Annotated in this window: 16 protein-coding genes and 1 pseudogene; 13 read left to right on the forward strand and 4 right to left on the reverse strand. The window is 56.1% G+C overall.

Annotation, left to right across the window (positions count from 1 at the left end):
- The 7 genes from LEP6406_RS0217325 to LEP6406_RS0217350 form a co-directional block, all read left to right on the forward strand.
- On the forward strand, nt 1-1464 hold a 1464-nt coding region (locus LEP6406_RS0217325; RefSeq protein WP_225886566.1), incomplete at its 5' end, for a hypothetical protein.
- A gap of 194 nt (nt 1465-1658) precedes the next feature.
- Nucleotides 1659-2132 carry a ribosome maturation factor RimP gene (gene rimP / locus LEP6406_RS0217330; protein WP_008308505.1) on the forward strand — a complete coding sequence of 158 codons (474 nt, stop codon included), beginning with the start codon at nt 1659-1661 and terminating at the stop codon, nt 2130-2132.
- A 165-nt stretch (nt 2133-2297) separates the two neighbouring features.
- Nucleotides 2298-3788, forward strand: coding sequence for a transcription termination factor NusA (gene nusA, locus LEP6406_RS28670; protein ID WP_008308506.1), 1491 nt, complete (start codon nt 2298-2300; stop codon nt 3786-3788).
- Between the two features lie 49 nt (nt 3789-3837).
- Entirely contained in the window at nt 3838-4107 is a 270-nt protein-coding gene (locus tag LEP6406_RS31410) for a YlxR family protein (protein ID WP_008308507.1), read from the forward strand.
- A gap of 301 nt (nt 4108-4408) precedes the next feature.
- On the forward strand, nt 4409-7477 hold the full coding sequence (gene infB / locus LEP6406_RS0217340; protein ID WP_008308508.1) for a translation initiation factor IF-2: 3069 nt from the start codon (nt 4409-4411) through the stop codon (nt 7475-7477).
- Between the two features lie 4 nt (nt 7478-7481).
- The gene (locus LEP6406_RS30475) at nt 7482-8447 is read left to right on the forward strand and encodes a low-complexity tail membrane protein (RefSeq protein WP_008308509.1); all 966 of its coding nucleotides are present in this window, start codon (nt 7482-7484) and stop codon (nt 8445-8447) included.
- A 40-nt stretch (nt 8448-8487) separates the two neighbouring features.
- Entirely contained in the window at nt 8488-9135 is a 648-nt protein-coding gene (locus LEP6406_RS0217350; protein WP_008308510.1) for a class I SAM-dependent methyltransferase, read from the forward strand.
- Nucleotides 9136-9319: 184 nt separating this feature from the next.
- On the opposite strand, the gene LEP6406_RS0217355 is transcribed toward LEP6406_RS0217350, so the two are convergent.
- Together LEP6406_RS0217355 and LEP6406_RS28680 are read right to left on the reverse strand one after the other, a co-directional pair.
- Entirely contained in the window at nt 9320-9949 is a 630-nt protein-coding gene (locus tag LEP6406_RS0217355; RefSeq protein ID WP_008308511.1) for an exopolysaccharide biosynthesis protein, read from the reverse strand.
- Nucleotides 9950-10022: 73 nt separating this feature from the next.
- Nucleotides 10023-10616 carry a YqaA family protein gene (locus tag LEP6406_RS28680; RefSeq protein ID WP_008308512.1) on the reverse strand — a complete coding sequence of 198 codons (594 nt, stop codon included), beginning with the start codon at nt 10614-10616 and terminating at the stop codon, nt 10023-10025.
- 153 nt (nt 10617-10769) lie between these two features.
- Here LEP6406_RS28680 and LEP6406_RS0217370 point away from each other — a divergent pair.
- Together LEP6406_RS0217370 and LEP6406_RS0217375 are read left to right on the forward strand one after the other, a co-directional pair.
- A protein-coding gene (locus LEP6406_RS0217370; RefSeq protein WP_155834612.1) for an IS1/IS1595 family N-terminal zinc-binding domain-containing protein occupies nt 10770-11766 on the forward strand; the annotation gives its coding sequence in 2 pieces (ribosomal slippage) (nt 10770-11132 and nt 11134-11766; 996 coding nt in all).
- Between the two features lie 176 nt (nt 11767-11942).
- Nucleotides 11943-12533 carry a Uma2 family endonuclease gene (locus LEP6406_RS0217375; RefSeq protein WP_008316938.1) on the forward strand — a complete coding sequence of 197 codons (591 nt, stop codon included), beginning with the start codon at nt 11943-11945 and terminating at the stop codon, nt 12531-12533.
- Here LEP6406_RS0217375 and LEP6406_RS0217380 read toward each other — a convergent pair.
- Complete coding sequence (locus LEP6406_RS0217380) at nt 12520-13155, reverse strand: hypothetical protein (protein WP_027269225.1); 636 nt, start codon at nt 13153-13155, stop codon at nt 12520-12522. The two genes, LEP6406_RS0217375 and LEP6406_RS0217380, sit on opposite strands and share 14 nt — an antisense overlap.
- A gap of 428 nt (nt 13156-13583) precedes the next feature.
- Between LEP6406_RS0217380 and LEP6406_RS28685 the strand changes: the two genes are divergently transcribed.
- The 4 genes from LEP6406_RS28685 to LEP6406_RS0217400 all read left to right on the forward strand — a co-directional run bounded on the left by LEP6406_RS28685 (nt 13584) and on the right by LEP6406_RS0217400 (nt 18402).
- Nucleotides 13584-13931 (forward strand): hypothetical protein, encoded by a 348-nt coding sequence (locus LEP6406_RS28685; RefSeq protein ID WP_008316935.1) that lies wholly within the window; start codon nt 13584-13586, stop codon nt 13929-13931.
- A gap of 34 nt (nt 13932-13965) precedes the next feature.
- Nucleotides 13966-14310 (forward strand): hypothetical protein, encoded by a 345-nt coding sequence (locus LEP6406_RS0217390; protein WP_008316934.1) that lies wholly within the window; start codon nt 13966-13968, stop codon nt 14308-14310.
- A 100-nt stretch (nt 14311-14410) separates the two neighbouring features.
- A complete protein-coding gene (locus tag LEP6406_RS30480) occupies nt 14411-18157 on the forward strand; it encodes a WD40 repeat domain-containing protein (RefSeq protein WP_008316933.1) in 3747 nt (1248 codons plus the stop codon).
- A 26-nt stretch (nt 18158-18183) separates the two neighbouring features.
- Nucleotides 18184-18402 (forward strand): hypothetical protein, encoded by a 219-nt coding sequence (locus LEP6406_RS0217400; RefSeq protein ID WP_155834711.1) that lies wholly within the window; start codon nt 18184-18186, stop codon nt 18400-18402.
- Nucleotides 18403-18585: 183 nt separating this feature from the next.
- Here the strand turns inward: LEP6406_RS0217400 and LEP6406_RS34415 are convergent.
- Nucleotides 18586-18912: pseudogene (locus LEP6406_RS34415) on the reverse strand (IS66 family transposase); the annotation flags it as partial.

The raw sequence follows: 18912 nt of genomic DNA on the forward strand, positions 1-18912 counted from the left end.
CCCCACTCCCCCACTCCCCCACTCCCCCACTCCCCCATGACCCTCTCCCGCCCCCGCAAGCTGCGTCCCACCAAGCGCACGGCCCTCTGGTTCGAGCGCATCATGGCCCTAATCGCCCTCGTGAACCTGATTGTGGTCCTCTACGACACCAGCTACATTCGCTTTCGGGATCTGCACCTGCGATTTTTTCCAGAACTCACCACCTGGTATGGAGAAACCTTCAAGGGCATTGAACCCGAGCGAGCCACCGAGGCATACCTCAACACCGTCGAACGCCTAGAGGAACAGGTCGCCCAAACGGGTCTCCAGTCCATTCAGGCCCAAACCCTGCTGAGTGAACTTCGCCAGCTCAGCGGCACCATGATCGACGAAAATCCCTTCCAGATTGCAGAAAAGTCCGGCACCCTGGAACAGATTAAAAATATGATGCGCGATCGCGTCGGCATCGAGTCCGCCAAAGGCTCCTTCGACACCTTCTGGAGCGTGAACTACCTTTCCGAAGCAGGCTGGAGTCGAGAGATTCAATACTTCAACAGCGAAATCCAACCCCTCATGAACACCAACTTCTTTCGAGGGTTAGGGGAAGATGGTGGTCCCATCAACCTGTTTTGGCTATTGCTAGATAGCTGGTTCGTCAGTCTATTTGCCCTAGAACTCTTTGCCCGCAGCGTCTACATCAGCCGCCGCTACCAAAACACCAACCTGCTGGATGCCGTGTTGCTGCGCTGGTATGACCTCTTTTTCTTCATTCCCTTCTGGCGCTGGCTGCGGGTCATCCCCGTCATGATTCGTCTCAACCAGTCCCGCCTCGTTAACCTCGTTCCCCTTCGTAGCCGCATTAGCCACGTTTTCGTCACCAACTTTGCCGTTGAATTAACCGAGGTCGTCATCCTCCGCATCATTGACCAAGTCCAAAACCTGCTCCGCAATGGCAGCATTAGTCGCTGGGTACTCAATGCCGGGTCTGGACGTCGCTACATCGACCTGAATGGCGTTAACGAGTTAGAGGTCATTTCTCAACAGATCAGCAGCCTAGTCTTGTACAAAGTGCTCCCTGAGATCAAGCCAGAGCTGGATGCCCTACTCAACCACAACGTCACCAACGCCTTTAACCAGGCTCCGGGCTACCAAAGTTTTCGCCAAATTCCCGGCCTAGGCTCCCTCCCCGAACAGATCTCCCAACAGGTGGTGGGTCAGGTATCCCAAAATTTATACAAAGCGATGACCGGAGCCCTACAGGATGAAAAAGGAGCGGAACTGACCCAAAAACTCGTGGCCCGCTTTGGGGAAGCCGTGCAAACCCAGGTCCAAGAGGGCAAAACCTTAGAGGAAATCCAGACCCTGCTCATCACCCTGCTGGATGAAGTCAAAATCAACTACGTCAAGCAGCTCGAAGACGAAGATGTAGAGCGACTGATGGAGGAAAGCTACCGCATCTACAACATCACCCAGCAGAAGTCCTAAAGGCACTTCGCAAGAGACGTTATGCAAGAACATGGGTTACACTAGCTCAGCGGAGTAGCACCATAGAGTGCTAGCTCAGCGGGGCAGTACTACGGTGCAGCTCCGGAGCAGTACTACGGTGCGGCTCCCCCCTGATTCTAAGATTCAAGGGAAGTGGGCAACCCCCACTTTTTTTATTGGATATTGGAGTTGCTATGGCCCATCCCCTCATCCCCCAAGTCCTAGATTTGGCTAGTCCTGTTGCCCAAGAATTAGGGCTAGAGGTAGTCGGAGCGGTGTTTCAAACCAACCAGTCTCCGCCGGTTTTGAGATTAGATGTGCGCAACTGTCACCAAGAAGACACCGGGTTGGATGACTGCGAACGCATGAGTCAGGCCCTAGCGGATGTCCTAGAAACCCATGCTCTGATTCCAGACGCCTACGTCCTGGAAATTTCGAGCCCTGGTGTCTCTCCCATTCTGGAAACGGATCGGGATTTTGTGGTCTTCAAAGGATTCATGGTGGAGGTAGAACTCAGCGAACCCTATAAAGATCGGCGGACTTGGTTGGGGCAACTCATTCGCCGCGACCCAGAGCAGATTTATCTCAATCTCAAGGGGCGATCGCTAAAACTGCCCCGTGCCCTGGTGGCAACTGTCCAACTCAGTGATCAGTCTCCCGATGCGTGAGCGGTGCAGTCGCTTGGAATCCGCTGCGCTCCCCTCCACCCTGTTCCAATCTCTTTACGGTTAGCGCATAAGCGTCAGCGGTAATACACTACCCCTGCACTGATGCCGCTGCCCTTTCCGTCTTTACAGCCCTAGCGCCACAGTTTCGTTTGAAGGAGAAATGGCATGTCCCTGGTTAGCCTCCCCAACCTACAGGACTTAATCGACAACATTAGCCAAGAGCGCAACCTGCCCAAACATGCCGTAGAGAATGCTCTGCGGGAAGCCTTGCTGAAGGGCTACGAGCGGTTTCGTCGTACCCAGCGCCTCGCCGATGGCGTGCAATTTGAAGAAGACTACTTCGACAACTTCGATGTCGAGCTAGATACGGAATACGAAGACGACCAAGGGTTTCGGGTTCTAGCCACCAAAACCATTGTCGAAGAAGTTAGCAATCCAGACCACGAAATTGCCCTCTCTGAGGTCCTAGAGGTGGCTCCCGAGGCCCAAGTGGGGGATACGGTCGTCCTAGATGTCACCCCCGAACAAAAAGATTTTGGCCGCATGGCGGCAATTCAGACCAAGCAGGTGCTAGCCCAAAAACTGCGGGATCAGCAGCGCCGCCTCATCCAGGAAGAATTCCAAGACCTAGAAGGGGAAGTGCTGCTGGCCACGGTGCAGCGGTTCGAGCGCCAGTCGGTGATTATGACCGTTAGCAGCGGCCAGGGACAGCCTGAAGTTGAGGCGGAACTTCTTAAGCGTGACCAGCTCCCCAACGATAACTACCGCCCCAGCATGAAATTTCGGGTGGTGTTGAAGCGGGTGTCAGAAGGCTCCCATCGGGGGCCTCAACTCTTAGTGTCCCGTGCCGATGCGGCTCTGGTGGTAGAACTGTTTTCCACCGAAGTGCCGGAAATTGAGGACGAGATCGTAGTGGTACGAGCCGTTGCCCGCGAAGCCAATCCCCCCTCCCGTTCCGTGGGGCCGCGCACCAAGATTGCTGTGGATACGGTGGAGCGCGACGTGGATCCGGTAGGGGCTTGCATCGGTGCGCGCGGATCGCGGATTCAGGTGGTGGTGAATGAGCTGCGGGGGGAGAAAATCGATGTCATTCGCTATTCCCTGGATCCCGCTACCTACATCGCCAATGCCCTTAGTCCTGCCCGAGTGGATGAGGTGCGCTTGATGGATCCTGAAGATCGTCAAGCCCATGTACTGGTGCCGGAGGATCAACTCAGTTTGGCGATTGGTAAAGAGGGGCAGAATGTACGGCTAGCGGCGCGACTGACGGGCTGGAAAATCGACATCAAAGATACGGCCAAGTATGACTACGCTGGGGAAGATCAGAAATTTTCCGATCTCCTAGCGGCGCACCAAGCAGCGGCGGAAGCGGCTGAGGCGGCGGCCCTGGAAGCAGCAGAAGCAGCGGCAGAAGCGGCTGAGGCGGAAGCCCTGGAAGCAGCAGAAGCAGCGGCTGAGGCGGAAGCCCTGGAAGCAGCAGAAGCAGCGGAAGCGGCTGAGGCGGAAGCGGCGGAAGCCACGGAGTCCCCTGAAGAGGATCCCGGAGAGTCCATCGCAGCCAGTGAGGGAGCCGAGGATGAAGACCCTGACGCACCGATTGAGGCATCGGTGGAGATGGATTCCGATCTGGAGGACACCGCGCCGTCGTACCCCTAATGCAGGAACTTTCTTTTCGAGAAATGGCCGGAGCTTTGGAATTTCAGCGATGGAGCCCAACTATCGATGCTGTATTAGCTGCCGGAGAATTGCGCCTAAGGCCCAGTTCTGGCGAGTTGTGCGACTCTACCCAACCCGAATCGCTCAGCTAGACACGGGTATGGGCCGCTCAGCCTACCTGTGCCCCACCGCCGACTGTCTGCGCATCGCCCAAAAGAAGAATCGCTTGGGCAAAGCGTTACGGGCATCGGTGCCGGATTATATTTACGATCAACTGTGGGCTCGACTTGATTCGTCACAGAGTAAATCTGCGAATTAGCATAAAGAGTGGTGACTCACCCCTGTCCCCCTGCTAGGCTAGGTAAGCTGATCACTAGAATGTAGTGATGGGGCGTGAACTGATTACCCTGATAACAGGGGGTACGGTGAATCCACAAGGGACGGTCGTCCCCCGAGGATTGACGGCATGGCTCAGGCCAGCCCCGTGTCCGGGGTCATGGTCTGGTTTTGACAGCTTGAGTCCTGATGAAATACTTTCGTCTAGTTGGGTTGATGTAGGTTTCGTCTAGCAAAGCGGGTCTGTTTTTATGGCATAGCGGTACTGAACGAGGGAGTTTTGGATGATTAACGGCAAAGTCAGAATATATGAGTTGTCACGGGAACTCAATTTGGAAAATAAAGATATTCTGGCGGTTTGTGAGCGGCTCGATATTGCAGTGAAGAGCCATAGTAGTACGATCCCAGATGAGGATGCTGCTCGGATTCGTGCGGAATTGCAGCAGGTCGGTGGAAAAACTGCCTTGAAGCCCAATAAGCCATCGCCTCCCCGTAACCGTCAGGCCCCTGAAGACCTCCCTAAAACCGAAAAACGCCCCGTGCGGAAGCAAGAAATCCTAGAAATTCGTCGTCACAAGCCGAAGACGACGGCTAAGCCACCGGAAGCGCCATCGCCTCAATCGGTAGAAGCGTCTCAGCCGTCGCCACCTCAGGGTGGTGGCGATACCGCCACTGTCACGCCCCCACCGAGTCGGCCTAGCCGTCCAGTACGACCCAGCAATCGACAGCCCGAAGTTGGGGAGCCCTCGGCCCCTCGACCCTCGACGCCCCCACCCACTCGTCCCACTAAGCCGATAGTGGCTCCTCGGTCCTCTGTTGAGGCTGAGGCTGAGTCCCCCGTGGTGGATAGGGAGGACGAAGAACTGGTTGTTGCTCCCGAACCTATTGTTCACGACAGACCTACTGTGGAGTTGGTGCGGCCTCCGAGCCGCCCTGAAAAACCAGCGCGGCCCACTAAGCCTTCGATTATTAAGCGCGATCGCACTGTGCGGCCCGACGCTTCTGGTTCGGGAACGATTCCCATCCGGGAAGTGGACGACGACGAATCCACCCAACTCAAGCCCAAGCCAGAACTGCGGCGTCCGGCATCTCGCCCCAGTCGGCGAGGAGACGAGGATGCGGACGACCAGGCCACCACTGCAACGGATGACGACGCGACTCCAGGCTTAGGCACCGAGCGGGACGATCCCGAAACCCTCCTACGGCGACCCACCCTGCCGCGCAAGAGCCGCAAGCCTACCGCCGCTCGGGAGCGGGAGGACGAGGAGCAGGAGCGCAAGCCCAGTAAAACCGCCAAAACTAAGCGGCGGGGCCATGGTGTTATTGAGGACGAGGATGAGGTTCTAGCGGACCTGACCGATGCTGACGGCGATGCGGATGAGACATCCCCCTCCCACCTCAGCGTCTCTCTGGCCCGTCCGGCCAAGCAGCCTAAAGCTAGAGGAGGGCCATCCCCTAAGGCCGCTTCGATCCCACGGGCGCACAAACCCACTAAGCGGGAAGAAGGGGGCGGCAACAGTCGCCAGCAGCGACGCGATCGCCGCAACCAGGGCACCCAAGAGGAACGTCCTGAGATGATTACCCTGACTGGGGGCCTTTCGGTCCATGAGTTAGCGGATCTGATCTGCGTCCCAGAGACTGACATCATCAAGTCCCTGTTTTTCAAGGGCATTGCCACCAACATCAACCAAACCCTGGATGTCGAAACCGCCCAAATGGTGGCGGAGGAATTTGAAATTCTGGTGGAGACTGCTGAAGCTGAATCCGAGGCTATAAAGGTCACGGAGATGCTGGATGCGACGGATATGGAAAGTCTCGTGCGTCGCCCCCCTGTGGTCACGATCATGGGCCACGTAGACCACGGTAAAACCACTCTCCTAGACTTCATCCGCAAGGCCAAGGTAGCCCAGGGAGAGGCAGGGGGCATTACCCAGCACATTGGCGCTTACCACGTCGATATAGAGCATGGGGGACAATCCCAGCAGATTGTTTTCCTAGACACTCCCGGCCACGAAGCCTTTACGGCGATGCGAGCCCGAGGAGCCCGTGTCACGGACATTGCCATTTTGGTGGTGGCTGCTGATGATGGGGTCCGACCCCAGACCATTGAGGCCATTAGCCACGCTAAGGCCGCTAAGGTGCCCATCGTGGTTGCGGTCAATAAAATTGATAAGGAGGCGGCTCAGCCCGACCGCGTTAAGCAGGAATTGATGGAACACGGTCTTGTCCCTGAGGAGTGGGGCGGCGACACCATCATGGTGCCCCTCAGTGCCCTTAGTGGGGAGAATGTTGATACCTTGCTGGAAATGCTGTTGCTGGTTTCTGAGGTCGAAGATCTCCAGGCCAACCCAGATCGCTTGGCTAAGGGCACAGTGATTGAAGCCAATCTCGACAAGGCCCGAGGTCCGGTGGCGACACTGCTGGTTCAAAATGGCACCCTTAAGATCGGAGATTCCCTCGTCGTGGGGCCTGTCTTTGGTAAAGTACGGGCCATGATCGACGACCTGGGCCATCGAGTGAAAACCGCTGGACCTTCCTTCGCTGTGGAGGTGCTGGGGCTTGGGGATGTTCCCGCCGCTGGGGATGAGTTTGATGTCTACACCGATGAGAAGGAAGCCCGCGCGATCGCAGATTCTAGGGCCACAACCCAGCGCCAGTCTCGCCTGCAACAGGCCATGGCCTCCCGCCGGGTGACCCTGAGCAGTCTCTCGGCCCAGGCCCAGGAAGGGGAACTGAAGGAACTGAACTTGATCCTGAAGTCCGATGTACAGGGCTCCGTCGAGGCCATTCTCGCCGCCCTGCAACAACTCCCTCAGGGTGAGGTGCAGATTCGGGTGCTGCTCGCGGCCCCCGGTGAGATTAGTGAAACGGATGTGGACCTTGCTGCTGCTAGTGGCGCGGCCCTAGTGGGCTTCAATACCACCCTGGCCTCTGGGGCACGCCAAGCCGCTGACCGCCAAGGGGTGGATGTGCGCGACTACGACATCATCTATAACCTGCTGGATGATATCCAGGCGGCCATGGAAGGTCTGCTGGAGCCTGAACTTGTGGAAGAACCCCTGGGTCAAGTGGAAGTGCGGGCGGTCTTTGGGGTCCGTCGCGGCAGTGTTGCAGGCTGTTATGTCCAGTCGGGCAAGGTCACCCGCAACTGTCGGGTACGGGTGCGGCGCAAGAGTGAGGTGGTTTACGAGGGCAACCTCGATTCCCTCAAGCGCATGAAGGAAGACGTGAAAGAGGTCGCATCCGGTTTTGAATGTGGGATTGGCGTCGATAACTTCAACGCCTGGATCGAGGGTGACATTATCGAAGCCTTCAAACTCGTGACCCAACGTCGTACGCTAGCTCCTGCCTAGGGCGATGGTAAATTCCCGCACAGATCCCTATCTATGGCTACAGTTCTGTAGCCTAGCCGCCGTCCCCCTCTGTTTAGACGCCTGTCTAGCGGGGTTGGCGGTGGGGGATCCCTGGGCTCCAGGCTGGCTAGAGATGGGGCTAATCGCGATCGCGGGTTCCCTGCCCGTATTGGTGATGCAGTGGTTGCGGCCTGTCTACCTGTTCAGTGCCCTAGGGTTATCCTTGCGGCCTGCGGCCTTGACCTTGACCCAGCGACAGATGCTCCAGGCCCAGCGCGGTTGGCTGAGCCGCTTAGCAGCACTGTTGGCGGCGGCGGCATCGCTCTGGGTGCTGGTATGGATCTATCACCTTGCCCCCATTGCCAGTGATGCCACCCCCCTCATGGGCCGTAGTCGCCTAGTGGGATGGAGTGTGGCCGCTGGGGCTTTTTTGCTGGCTAACCTTTTCCTGCAAGTCTCCCTCAGTGCCCTGCGGCTTTTGCTCCTGCGCCCGAGTGCGACTGCGGCCCTGGCTCCCTATCCTCTGGAGAGCATTCCTCAGCACTTTACCTGTATCGGCATCCCCGTCAATCGCATCCTGCCCCAGAGCCTTATGGCTGAAAGCGTGACTCCAGAGACTGCGATCGATACAGACGGGTCGCAGTCTATTGCAGCGGATGTCCCACCTCCCCTAGAGGACAGTTTCTCTCTAGAAATGGCAACGAGTGAGGATCTGCAAACTGAAACTGGGACGATATCTGAGTCACCGCTTGCCTCCGAAACGGTTGTTGAGGATGCCCACGACGATCTTGAAGATTGGGCAGGATTAGAGGATGAGGCAAGCGCGATCGCAGATCTTCCGGTACCCAATGCGCCAGATCATAGTGCGCCGGATCATCCCGTGCATGAAGTGACCTCCCTAACCGAGGTGGTCAGTTTGGTCATTGAGGGCGGGACTGAAACCAGCCCCTCCGAAGCTCAAGTCGAATAACACTTCCCCTGGGGCAACCCGTATTGGCCAGCGTGGAACCATGGCAACCATTCTGCGATCCCTCAGTTACCGCTACCCGTGGCTCTACGACAGCATTTCCCGCACCGCTGCCCTCAGCGTGGGGGGAGAGTGGCGGTTTCGCCATCTGGCACTCCAGGGGTTGAATCTGTCAGCCCCCAGTCAAATTCTGGATCTCTGCTGCGGTTGTGGCCAAACCACCCGGTTCCTAGTGGCCTTCGGAGCCCAGGTGACGGGACTGGATGCCTCTCCACGATCGCTGACCCAAGCCCGCAAGAATGTCCCCCAGGCCACCTTTATAGAGGGCTGGGCCGAGGACTTACCCTTTGCAGATCATCAATTCGATGTCGTGCATACCAGCGCCGCCATGCACGAGATGGTGGGCGATCAGCGTCGCGCCATTTTCCAGAATGCTTGGCGAGTGTTGAAACCCGGAGGCACCTTGGCCCTAGTAGATTTCCATCGACCCCACAATCCCCTCATCTGGCCGGGGCTGGCCCTTTTTCTATGGCTGTTTGAAACTGAAACCGCTTGGCATCTTCTAGGGGTGGACTTGGTGGCAGAGCTGGAAGCGATCGGATTTCAGGTTTCAGGGCCACGTCTCCACGCCGGAGGTAGCCTCCAGGTGATCCAGGCCCAACGACCCGGCAGGGGTTGCACCGCAGGCTGAATTGAGTTACAGGATGATTTTTCAGATGAAATCCGCCTAGGAATCCGGATCCTTTAATGTGCAATTCCTGTGGGACAGGCATCTTTTCTTGTGGGACAGGCATCTTGCCTGACAGGTCTTGTGGGACAGGCATCTTGCCTGACAGTGGACAGCGGGACGGCTATCCCACGTTATTCTCTACTCCTTAACGGGGGGCACTGAAAAAGGGCAGGGCTTTTTCCAAGAGAAACTTGGCCCCTTCGTAACCGCCGAAGATGATCAGCCCTGACAGGGTCGCCCCCATGACGCACACGACTAAGCCCGTAAGGCTGATAAATCCGTCGTCATCCAGTAGGCCGAATCCGGTAATAAAGATGCCCATGGCGGGGAGGGTGTTGGTGCCGGGAATGGGGATCATCATGGAAATGGCCATGAGTGCGATCGCAGTTCCAATCACGATTCGTCCCGTCGGCGTAGTGCAAACATAGGAGAGCCGAGGCCGGGATAGGACCTCAATACGGCGCAGCCAGGGTAGTCCTGCCTTAACCACTTGGCGCAATCTAATCAGATCAAACCCCTTCGCTTGCCAGCCTTTGGGCAGCCAGGGCCGCTGCCGCCCCAGCACCAATTGGCCCGCCAGAACAAACAGCACCACACCGAAGGGAATGGAATATCCTGGGGCCGGGATCGGCAGTGCTGAGGGCAGTGCCAGCAGCACAAACAGAAAGCCAAAGGTACGCTCCCCCGCTAGGGTCAAAATATCCCCTAGGGTGACCTTAGCGTTGCGCTCCTCCGCGAAAAAAAACTGTTCCAGTTCCGCCGACAGTCGCGCCATGGCGGGACCTCTCCTAGAAAAGACAATCCACCTATTATCAGGGCATTCCCTGAAATTTCTATCCCTGAGATTTCTATAGATAGGTCAGGCTGTAGACTCCCACCAGGGTCAGCACCGCCATACCCCCCACAATCGCCCCCGCCAGGGGAACACCCCCGGTCTTTTGCCAATGGTGCAGGCGATCGCCCCCCACCGCCATTAGCATCGCGACCCCCACAAACCGGACATTGCGCCCAATCATCGATGCCAGCAAGAACTGCCAAAAGGGTAGGTCAAAGACCCCCGAAGCGATGGTGAAGATTTTGTAGGGAATGGGGGTCACCGCTGCCATCAATACCCCCCAAAAGCCCCATTGTGCATAGATGTCTTCCACCCGCTGAAACGTGGCCAAGTCCGGGTCATAGAACTGGAGCAGGGTTTGCCCTAGGCTGTCAAAGGCATAGTGCCCCAGGGCATAGCCTAAAACCCCGCCGACCACCGAGCCTGCACCACAGATCAGGCCAAAGCGGAGGGATTTTGTCGGTGCTCCCGCACAAAGGGTAATCAACAGCGGATCCACCGGCACCGGGATAATGCAGGACTCCGCCAGGGCATACCAAAACAGCAGATGGACACCCTGGGGTTTATGGCTCCACTCCGCCAGTTTGCTATAGGCCAGTTTCGGCATGGAAGATTTCCCTAATCAAATCCGATATACCCTAGCAAAATAAGTAGGTGGACATTAATAAACGTAGTTCTGTCATGCTGCGGAGCGACTCCAAGGCACTGTCATCTTAGGGAGTGAGAGCTAGACTGTAGATACAGCAAGCCTTTAAGTCCAATGAACTGTATCCATTGTCAGAGTGAGGCCATCGTCAAGAATGGCACCAAACCCCTCAAGACGGGTCAAGTCCTTCAACAATACCTCTGTAAAACCTGTGGTCGTCGCTTCAATGAACGCAGCGGCACCCCCATGGCCCGCCTGCGCACCCCAGTCACCACCGTAGAGATGGCCCTCAATGCCCGCCACGAAGGACTCGGCATCAGAGCTGCTGCCAGGGTGGTGGGGACATCTCCCAGCAGTATTACCACCTGGGAAGAACGGTTATCGTCTCATCTGCCCGCCTGGTCACCCCCTGCCCCAGAGGGCGGAGAGGTCACGATAGAAGGCGATGAACTCTACACCCGCGTCGGTGAGAACCTTCCCCCCCGAAGCCTCCGAGGGATGGACTATTAGCTTCATTGAGCGAGAGAGTCGCTACTGGCTAGAAGCCAGCGCTGGACTCAAGCAGGCTCAGTTGTTTGAGGAAGGGGTGCAACGGGCGTGGCAATGGGCAGAACCCAGCCTTTGGATTCGCTGGTTTACCGACGGTGAACGTCGCTATGGCAAGGAATTGTGGAAACTGGCTAGCGTTTATCTGCCGAGCCACCTCAGCAGCGATGCCTATCCCTATCGCAAGGTGTGGCGGGAGGGGTTAGAGGTGGCCATCAAGATCAAAGGCTCTCAAGGTGAACCCAGGGTAGAGTGGCTCAAAGTTGAGCATCCTTGGACGGCCCTCAGTGCCCTCAGCGAGGTCCACGCCAATCACCTGGAAGCCTTCAACAGTGCCTTGAGGCGACGGGCAACAGCCTATCGCAGGCGGCAGAATCACTATGCCAAGCAGGTGGAGGGCTTGCAGCGAGCTTTGAATGTCCAGCGTCTGATGCACAACTGGGTGCGGCCCCATTGGAGTTTGGAGAAACGGACGACGCCTGCCATGGCCATGGGATTCATTCAGCGCCCCTTGAAACTCTCTGAAATCCTATTATCCAGGGGATTTGAGGCTCTCACTCTTTAATAGGACAGTGCCGACTCCAACGGAGTAACGGAGCGAAGCGAAGTCGAGACATCTCGGTCGTTGTCGGAGTCCGAGATTCCTCCTTTGGTCGGAATGACAGCATTTAATTATGTCCACCTACTTAAAAGATCTGAAAGTGGATCTCAAAACTCTAAAAGATAAAAATCAAAAAATCCATGGCCACAGTCCATATTCAAACTGACCGGGCTCTCCTAGCGGTTCATTTCCCCTCGATTGCACCCATGACCGCCCCCCAATTTTACGAGTTTTGCCAAGCAAACCGCGAGCTCCGCATTGAGCGTACCGCCACTGGGGAAGTGATCATCATGCCGCCCGCCTTTTCAGATACAGGCAACCGCAACGTCAAGATTGCCCAACAGCTTGCTAACTGGGCCGATCAAGACGGCAGTGGAGAACCCTTTGATTCCAGCACCGGATTTACCCTGGTGAACGGGGCCACACGTTCTCCCGATGCGGCTTGGGTGCGCCGCGACCGCTGGGATGCCCTCACTCCCACACAACAAGCTTCTTTCGCTCCCCTCTGCCCCGATTTTGTCCTTGAACTACGCTCCGCCAGTGATCGACTCACCGCATTAAAGGACAAGATGGTGGAATACTTGGAAAATGGAGCACGGCTGGGGTGGCTGATTGATCGCAAGCATCGCCGTGTCTATGTCTACCGTCCCCAGCAGGACGTGGAAATTCTGGAGCAACCTGACGTGGTGCAGGGCGATCCGTTTACCCTAGACCTGGCTAGAATCTGGTAGAGGCCGCATCGCTAGAGGCGACATCGCTAGAGGCCGCATCCGGTACCGGGGTGAGTGCCCAGTCCCCTTGCCAAACTTTGGTCATGAGGGTCCATCCCCGTTCCGTGAGTAGCACCTCATCCCCCTGCATGGGGCAATCGGTGGCGGTGCCTCCCGCCGCCAGCACCAAGTCCTGAATCCATTCTGGGCCAGTGGGTTCCTCGGGCACTTGGCGTAGTAGCCATTCCAGTCGCGCCTGTCCGGCCATGTCTAGCCGCTCCATCAGCAGAGGATAGAGGACAATGCCCGTGGCGGCATCCACCCCCATCAGCAGGGTACAGAGGTAACTGGCGGCGGCATTATCCGCCAAGGTGGGCAATCTGGTGGCCATGGTGGCGACTAGGATGTCTACAAAGGGACAGCCCAGGGCAGCATGGAGATCTGAAATCGCAGTCTCCGACCAACCCTGGGAAATTCCCAACACATCCTCCCAATCCACTTCTGGATAGGCGTGTTGCAAAAGGTGGTGACACCGATCGTTGAGGTGAAATGCCTGCCGCTCTCCGTCACAGGAAAAGTCTTCCCCCGGCACGGCCCCTGCCTGCAACAGCAATTGAAACAAATCAACAGCGGATTGATGCATATAATGCGCCATAGGAGTGAATTGTAAATAAAAATTCACTTTTTATTGCCGACTATCCTAGACGCCCTGCCCAGGGATTGATGTAGCTTGTGTAACATCTGCGGCGGGAACTCTTCCAGCACCCACCCTCTTGGCTTGGCCGCCCCGCAAAATGGCCACCCGACCAGACGGGCAGAGGATGTTTGATCAAGGGGGCAGGGTGTAAACCGCTCTCCAGACATAAGCTGGACATGGCGTATCAGGCTGAGCTGGTGGAAGGGGGCTGGTGGAAGGGGGCTTGCCATGCACCAATTGACAACTGACAGATCCCTAGCCCCCTAGCGTACAATTCAGGCAATTTCTCAGTATTTTTGACCATGACTACTCCAAACACCCCCGGCGCGAATCGTTCGGTGTAGATTGGCGGCAGCGTCACCGGCAGCGCCGTCGTGACGGGCGACAGTAATACGGTGACCGTGAATTTCCAGCAGGCGGCGCTGCCGGAACCGGAAACGGTGGATATTCAGGCGGAGATTCAGGCGCTGCGGGCGATTCTGGCGGAACTGGATGACCCCATCGTGGCGGGGGTAGCCCAAAAGCTGGAGCAAGAGGCGGCTAAGCCGGAGCCGGATAAGGGGGCGATCGCTAAGACCCTGGAAACGGGGCTAGCCTATGCCAAGGATCTCGCTGGATTTGGTGACGCGATCGATAAGCTGCGGCCCCATGTGGAGGCAACGGCGGGCTGGCTTGGCAAGCATGGCCACAAGCTGCTGCCCCTGGTGGGGCTGATCCTGTAGGGCTTCGAGGGTTGAATGATGGAGGTGGCTATCCGTGGAAATTAGTATCAATATCCCAGACGACTTAGCCTTGCGGCTCACTTCCGTATCCCAGCAATTGCCGGAAATCTTGGAGTTGGGTCTGCGGGAATGGTCAGCGCTAGAGCAACCTGGATTTTCTGGGTTGGCGGATGTGCTGGAATTTTTTGCGGCGCTGCCTTCTGCTGAGGAAATCTTAGCGCTCAAACCCACAGCGGTGCTTCAACAGCGGGTTGAGGAGTTGTTGACTAAAACTCAAACGGTTGGGCTGACGGAGACCGAAGAACGCTGGTGGCAACACTACGAGTATGTCGAGCATCTAGTTCGGATCGCTAAGGCCAAAGCCCTGGTTAAGGTCTGAAGATGCCAGACGGAGCCAGAAAGCAAGGTGGCCTAGCCACCCAAGATGTTGGTTTGTGCTATCAAAAGGTGAAGCCTGAGGGGGAGAGGCATCGGGGGCTATGGCGGATCAGTCAGATCGCGGTATTCGCGTTGAAGGTACTGTTAACAGCAGCACCCTAATTTCTGGGGACGGCAACACTGTCTATGTCATTCACCAAGGGATGGTGGAGCAGAGGGACATTGGCCCAAACCCCTACATGGGACTGGCAGCTTTTGGTGAACAGGATGCTGATCGCTACTTTGGTCGCGAGGTACAGGTGGAGCGTCTATGGCAACGCTTGCGTACTTTGTATGAGCAATCCACCTACGCTGATGCTGTCCCCCGCCTGTTACCAATCCTGGGGCCATCGGGTTGTGGCAAGTCTTCCTTGGCTTTGGCGGGGCTGCTGCCAGCATTGACGCGGCGACCGTTGCCCAGTATTAACCGTTTGCGGGTAGCTGTGATGCGGCCTGGGGCTCAACCGCTGGAAGCTTTGGCTGGGGTTTTGGCCAAGGTTGCCTTTGGTGACTCGATGCCGGTGGCGAAGACGGAGGAGTTTGAAGATGTGTTGTCACGGCGGGGTGATGATGGGTTGCGGCGGATTGTGGCCTTGATGCCACAGATTACGGCATCGCCGTTGGTGTTGTTGGTAGACCAATTTGAGGAAACCTATTCTCTCTGTAAAGACCCCAAGGTTCGCCGCTCATTTATTGACAATTTGCTATGTGCGGCGGCTGACCCTACGGGCAATGTGTCGGTGGTGATGACACTTCGTAGTGATTTTTTAGGGGAAGCCCAGCGCCATCAGGGGTTAAATCAGGTGGTTGGCTCTGACCAGAGTGCAATTTTGCCGGCGATGACGGCAGCGGAGTTGGGGCGGGCGATCGCTGAACCGGCGAAGCGGGCGGGTCGTCCGTTGGAGACGGCTGTAGTGGATCGGCTGGTGCAGCATGTGGAGGGACGGGAGGGGGCGCTGCCGCTGTTGCAGTATGCTCTATTTCGGATTTGGGAGGGGTTGGAGGCTGGCCGGGAACCTCTGGAGACTTATCTGGGGATGGGTGGTGTGGGTGGGGCGCTGGCCAGTAAGGCGGAGGAAATTTATACTGCGTTGTCTGCTTCGGAGCAGGAGATCGCGGAGCGTGTCTTTATTGGTTTGGTGCAGGTTGGGGAGGGCGATCGCGATACCCGCCGACAAGTCTCGATCAAGTCTTTAGTCACTCGGCGATATGGGTTTGCCAAGATTCGGGCGGTGATTGATAAGTATTCGGGGAGGGGGGCGCGGTTTATTACGCTGGCTACGGATGGGAATGGTGAAATGGTTGCTGAGGTGGCCCATGAAGCGCTGTTCAAACACTGGGATCGCTTCATGGGTTGGCTGGGCGATCGTCGGGATGACATTCGCTTGCAGCAACGCCTAGAGGCCGCAGCAATCTATTGGGATGCTGAGGAAAGACCACCTGGATTATTGTGGCGCTCTCCAGATCTAGATCGCCTCCGTGCTTTCGTCCCAACTACCGACTTACCTCTACATCCACACTGTATTGATTTTTTCCAAGCATCTGAGCAAGCAGCGCAGCGAGAGCAGCGCTTAAAACGTCTAAGACTAGCGGCTTTATCAATAGGCTTAGTACTGACCACAGGACTTAGTATTATTGCTGGATACCAAGTGCGGCGGGCTACATTACGACAAATTGATGTCTATGAAGCTGAGGCCAGAAATCTAGCCGAGTCCGATCCCCTGGGCAGCATGGTCAGTGGTTTAGCTGCCATTGGCCTAGGGCACAGTCCTTTGGTTAAACTTCCCCGCTTTATGGGAGAGGGTCTTGTCTCTAATTCCATTTTGGATTTCGGTAATCGTCATGCTCGCTTTAATCGAGTGATTGGCTCTCATGAGGTTGGCCCCATTTCCGTAGCTGTGAGCCCTAACGGAGAACTAGTAGTTGGCGGAGGCATGGATGGCATTCAACTGTGGGATCAAAGTGGTCAACTTATCGGAGAGCCTTGGGTAGGACACCAGTATCCAATTTGGTCAGTTGCCTTCAGTCCCGATGGAGAGACTATTGCTAGTGGGGAGGCGGATGGTAAAGTACGGCTTTGGAATCGATCAGGTCAACCCATTGGGGAGCCATTCTTGGGACATCAGTTTGAGGTCAGTTCCGTCGCCTTTAGTCCCGATGGGGAGACCATTGTTAGTGGAGGAAAGGATGGCACTGTGCGGTTGTGGAATCGATCAGGCCAACTTATTGGTGGGGAGATCATTCCCGATGCTATGAATACAGTTGTTTCTGTGGTATTTAGTCCCGACGGGGAAATCATAGCTAGCGTAGGCAGGAGCGGGAGGGTACGACTATCGGATTCTAATGGTCAACTCATTGGGGAATCCTGGGAAACTCATCAGGGCTGGGTCTACTCAGTTGCTTTTAGTCCTGATGGAGAAAACATCGTCAGCGGAAGTGAAGATGGCACACTCCGACTGTGGGATCGATCAGGTCAACCCATCGGTGATTCATGGACTGGTAATCAAGGTGTGATTGCTTCAGTGACTTTTAGTCCTGATGGAGAAACTATTGCCAGTGGAGGAGCGGATGGCACAGTACGATTGTGGAATCGTGCTGGCCAATCTATTGGAGAACCGTTAGCTGGCCATCAGAATTTTGTTGGCTCAGTAGCCTTTAGTAACGATGGGGAGACTATTATCAGTGGAAGTCAGTATGGTACAGTACGCCAGTGGAATCGCGTCGGTCAACCCGTTGAGAAACCGTTGACTGGCCATCAGAATGCAGTCTGGTCAGTGGCCTTCAGCCCCAATGGAGAGAGTATTGCAAGTGGAGGTGAAGATGGCACTGTACGATTATGGAATCGTCAAGGACATCTTCTCGGAGAACCCCTAATCAGTCATGAGGGGAGAGTCTGGTCAGTAGCATTTGGCAATATTGGCAGACCACCAGAAAATAATACAGATAATTTCATTTTGGCTAGTGCAGGTCTTGGTAGTCCTCCACGCTTGTGGAATCTGCTTGGCCAAGATCTGGGAGAACTCTCTGATGATTCTAGTGCTCTGATTAGGTCATTAGCATTCAGTTCAGATGGAGAAACTATTGTTAACGGTGATTATGCTGGCATTATGCAACTGTGGAGTATTAGTGGTGAACTCATAGGGCAGCCCTTAATAGGTCATCAAGACGTGGTCTCGTCAGTTGCGTTTAGCCCTGATGGAGAAAACATCGTCAGTGGAAGCGAAGATGGCACGGTGCGGCTGTGGAATCGCATTGGCCAATCTATTGGTGATCCCTTTGTCGGCCATCTGGGTCCAGTTTCATCAGTAGTATTTAGCCCTGATGGACAAAACATCATTAGTGGAGGCGAAGATGGGACGGTACGACTGTGGGATCATCAGGGACAGCCCCTGACAGACCCCTTCCAGGGACATCAGGGTGGGGTCTGGTCAGTGGCCATCAGCCCCGACGGGGACACCATTGTCAGTGGGAGTACTGATGGCACGGTGCGACTGTGGGATCACCAGGGACAGCCCCTGGCAGACCGCCATGAGGGTTGGGTCACTTCAGTGGCCTTCAGCCCTGATGAGGACACCGTTAATAGCGATGGCTCGGTTTGGGTCACTTCAGTGGCCATCAGCCCCGATGGGGAGACCATTGTCAGTGGGAGCAGCGATGGCACGGTGCGGCTGTGGCCGTTGTTGTTGGCGGAGGTGGGGTGGGTGGGGTACACGTGCGACAGAATTCGACCCTACCTACTAGCCCGCAGTGGCGTGGATGAGACGGTGCGGCTGGCGCGGCGAACCTGTGAGCGGCACGCTTGGCGGTAGGGCATTCAACAAAGCTTAGGGGATTGGTGGGCGATGCCCACCCTACGATTCTGCTTCGGCGCTATCTCAAGCTCATCTCAAGATACTGTGAGCAAAACCAGTTGCTTGATTTGCCCCTTTCGGACATTGGGGAACAAGAACTCCCGTTTGAAATCATGGCATTGCCCTACAAGCTCGAAAATGTTGAGCATCGTGTGTTGTGGGTAAAGCCACAGGACAGTTCCGATGCAAAAGCTGATCTCTAAAAATGCTTATCGCCAGTAGAGTGGGCAGTGCTCACCTGTCGCCACTGGGAAAAAATTGCCTATCCCAACGTCAGTTCGGGATTAGCGCCGTCACCCCGCCGGGAATTCAAAATTCCCGGCTAACAGGCTTAAGTCCATTAAAAATGGACTAGGAGCTGGGTTGGAGGGTAAGCCTTCAGGGGGTCACGGCGTGATTAGGGTTTGAGGCTGATGAGTGGCCAAAGGCAGCAATGAAGGAGGCGGTTGGCCAAAGCGAGCCGACCAATAGGCTTGAGTGAGAAAGTCCAGCACATCTCGCTGCTGCATCGTCAGAGAAGAAACCGTCGTCAGCATCCGGGCGACAAACTCACTGCCGGCCTGAGACTCCGCCCCAAAGCTGATGCGCTTCCAAATCACCCCAGCTCGCAAAGAACGCTCAGCCGTATTATTGGTGGGCTCCACCCCCAGCACCGTGACAAACGTCCACAGAGCCGGTTCCACCAACAGCAGTTGTCGGCAAGTGCGTACCGT

The organism is Leptolyngbya sp. PCC 6406 (assembly GCF_000332095.2).
Lineage (GTDB): Bacteria > Cyanobacteriota > Cyanobacteriia > Phormidesmidales > Phormidesmidaceae > PCC-6406.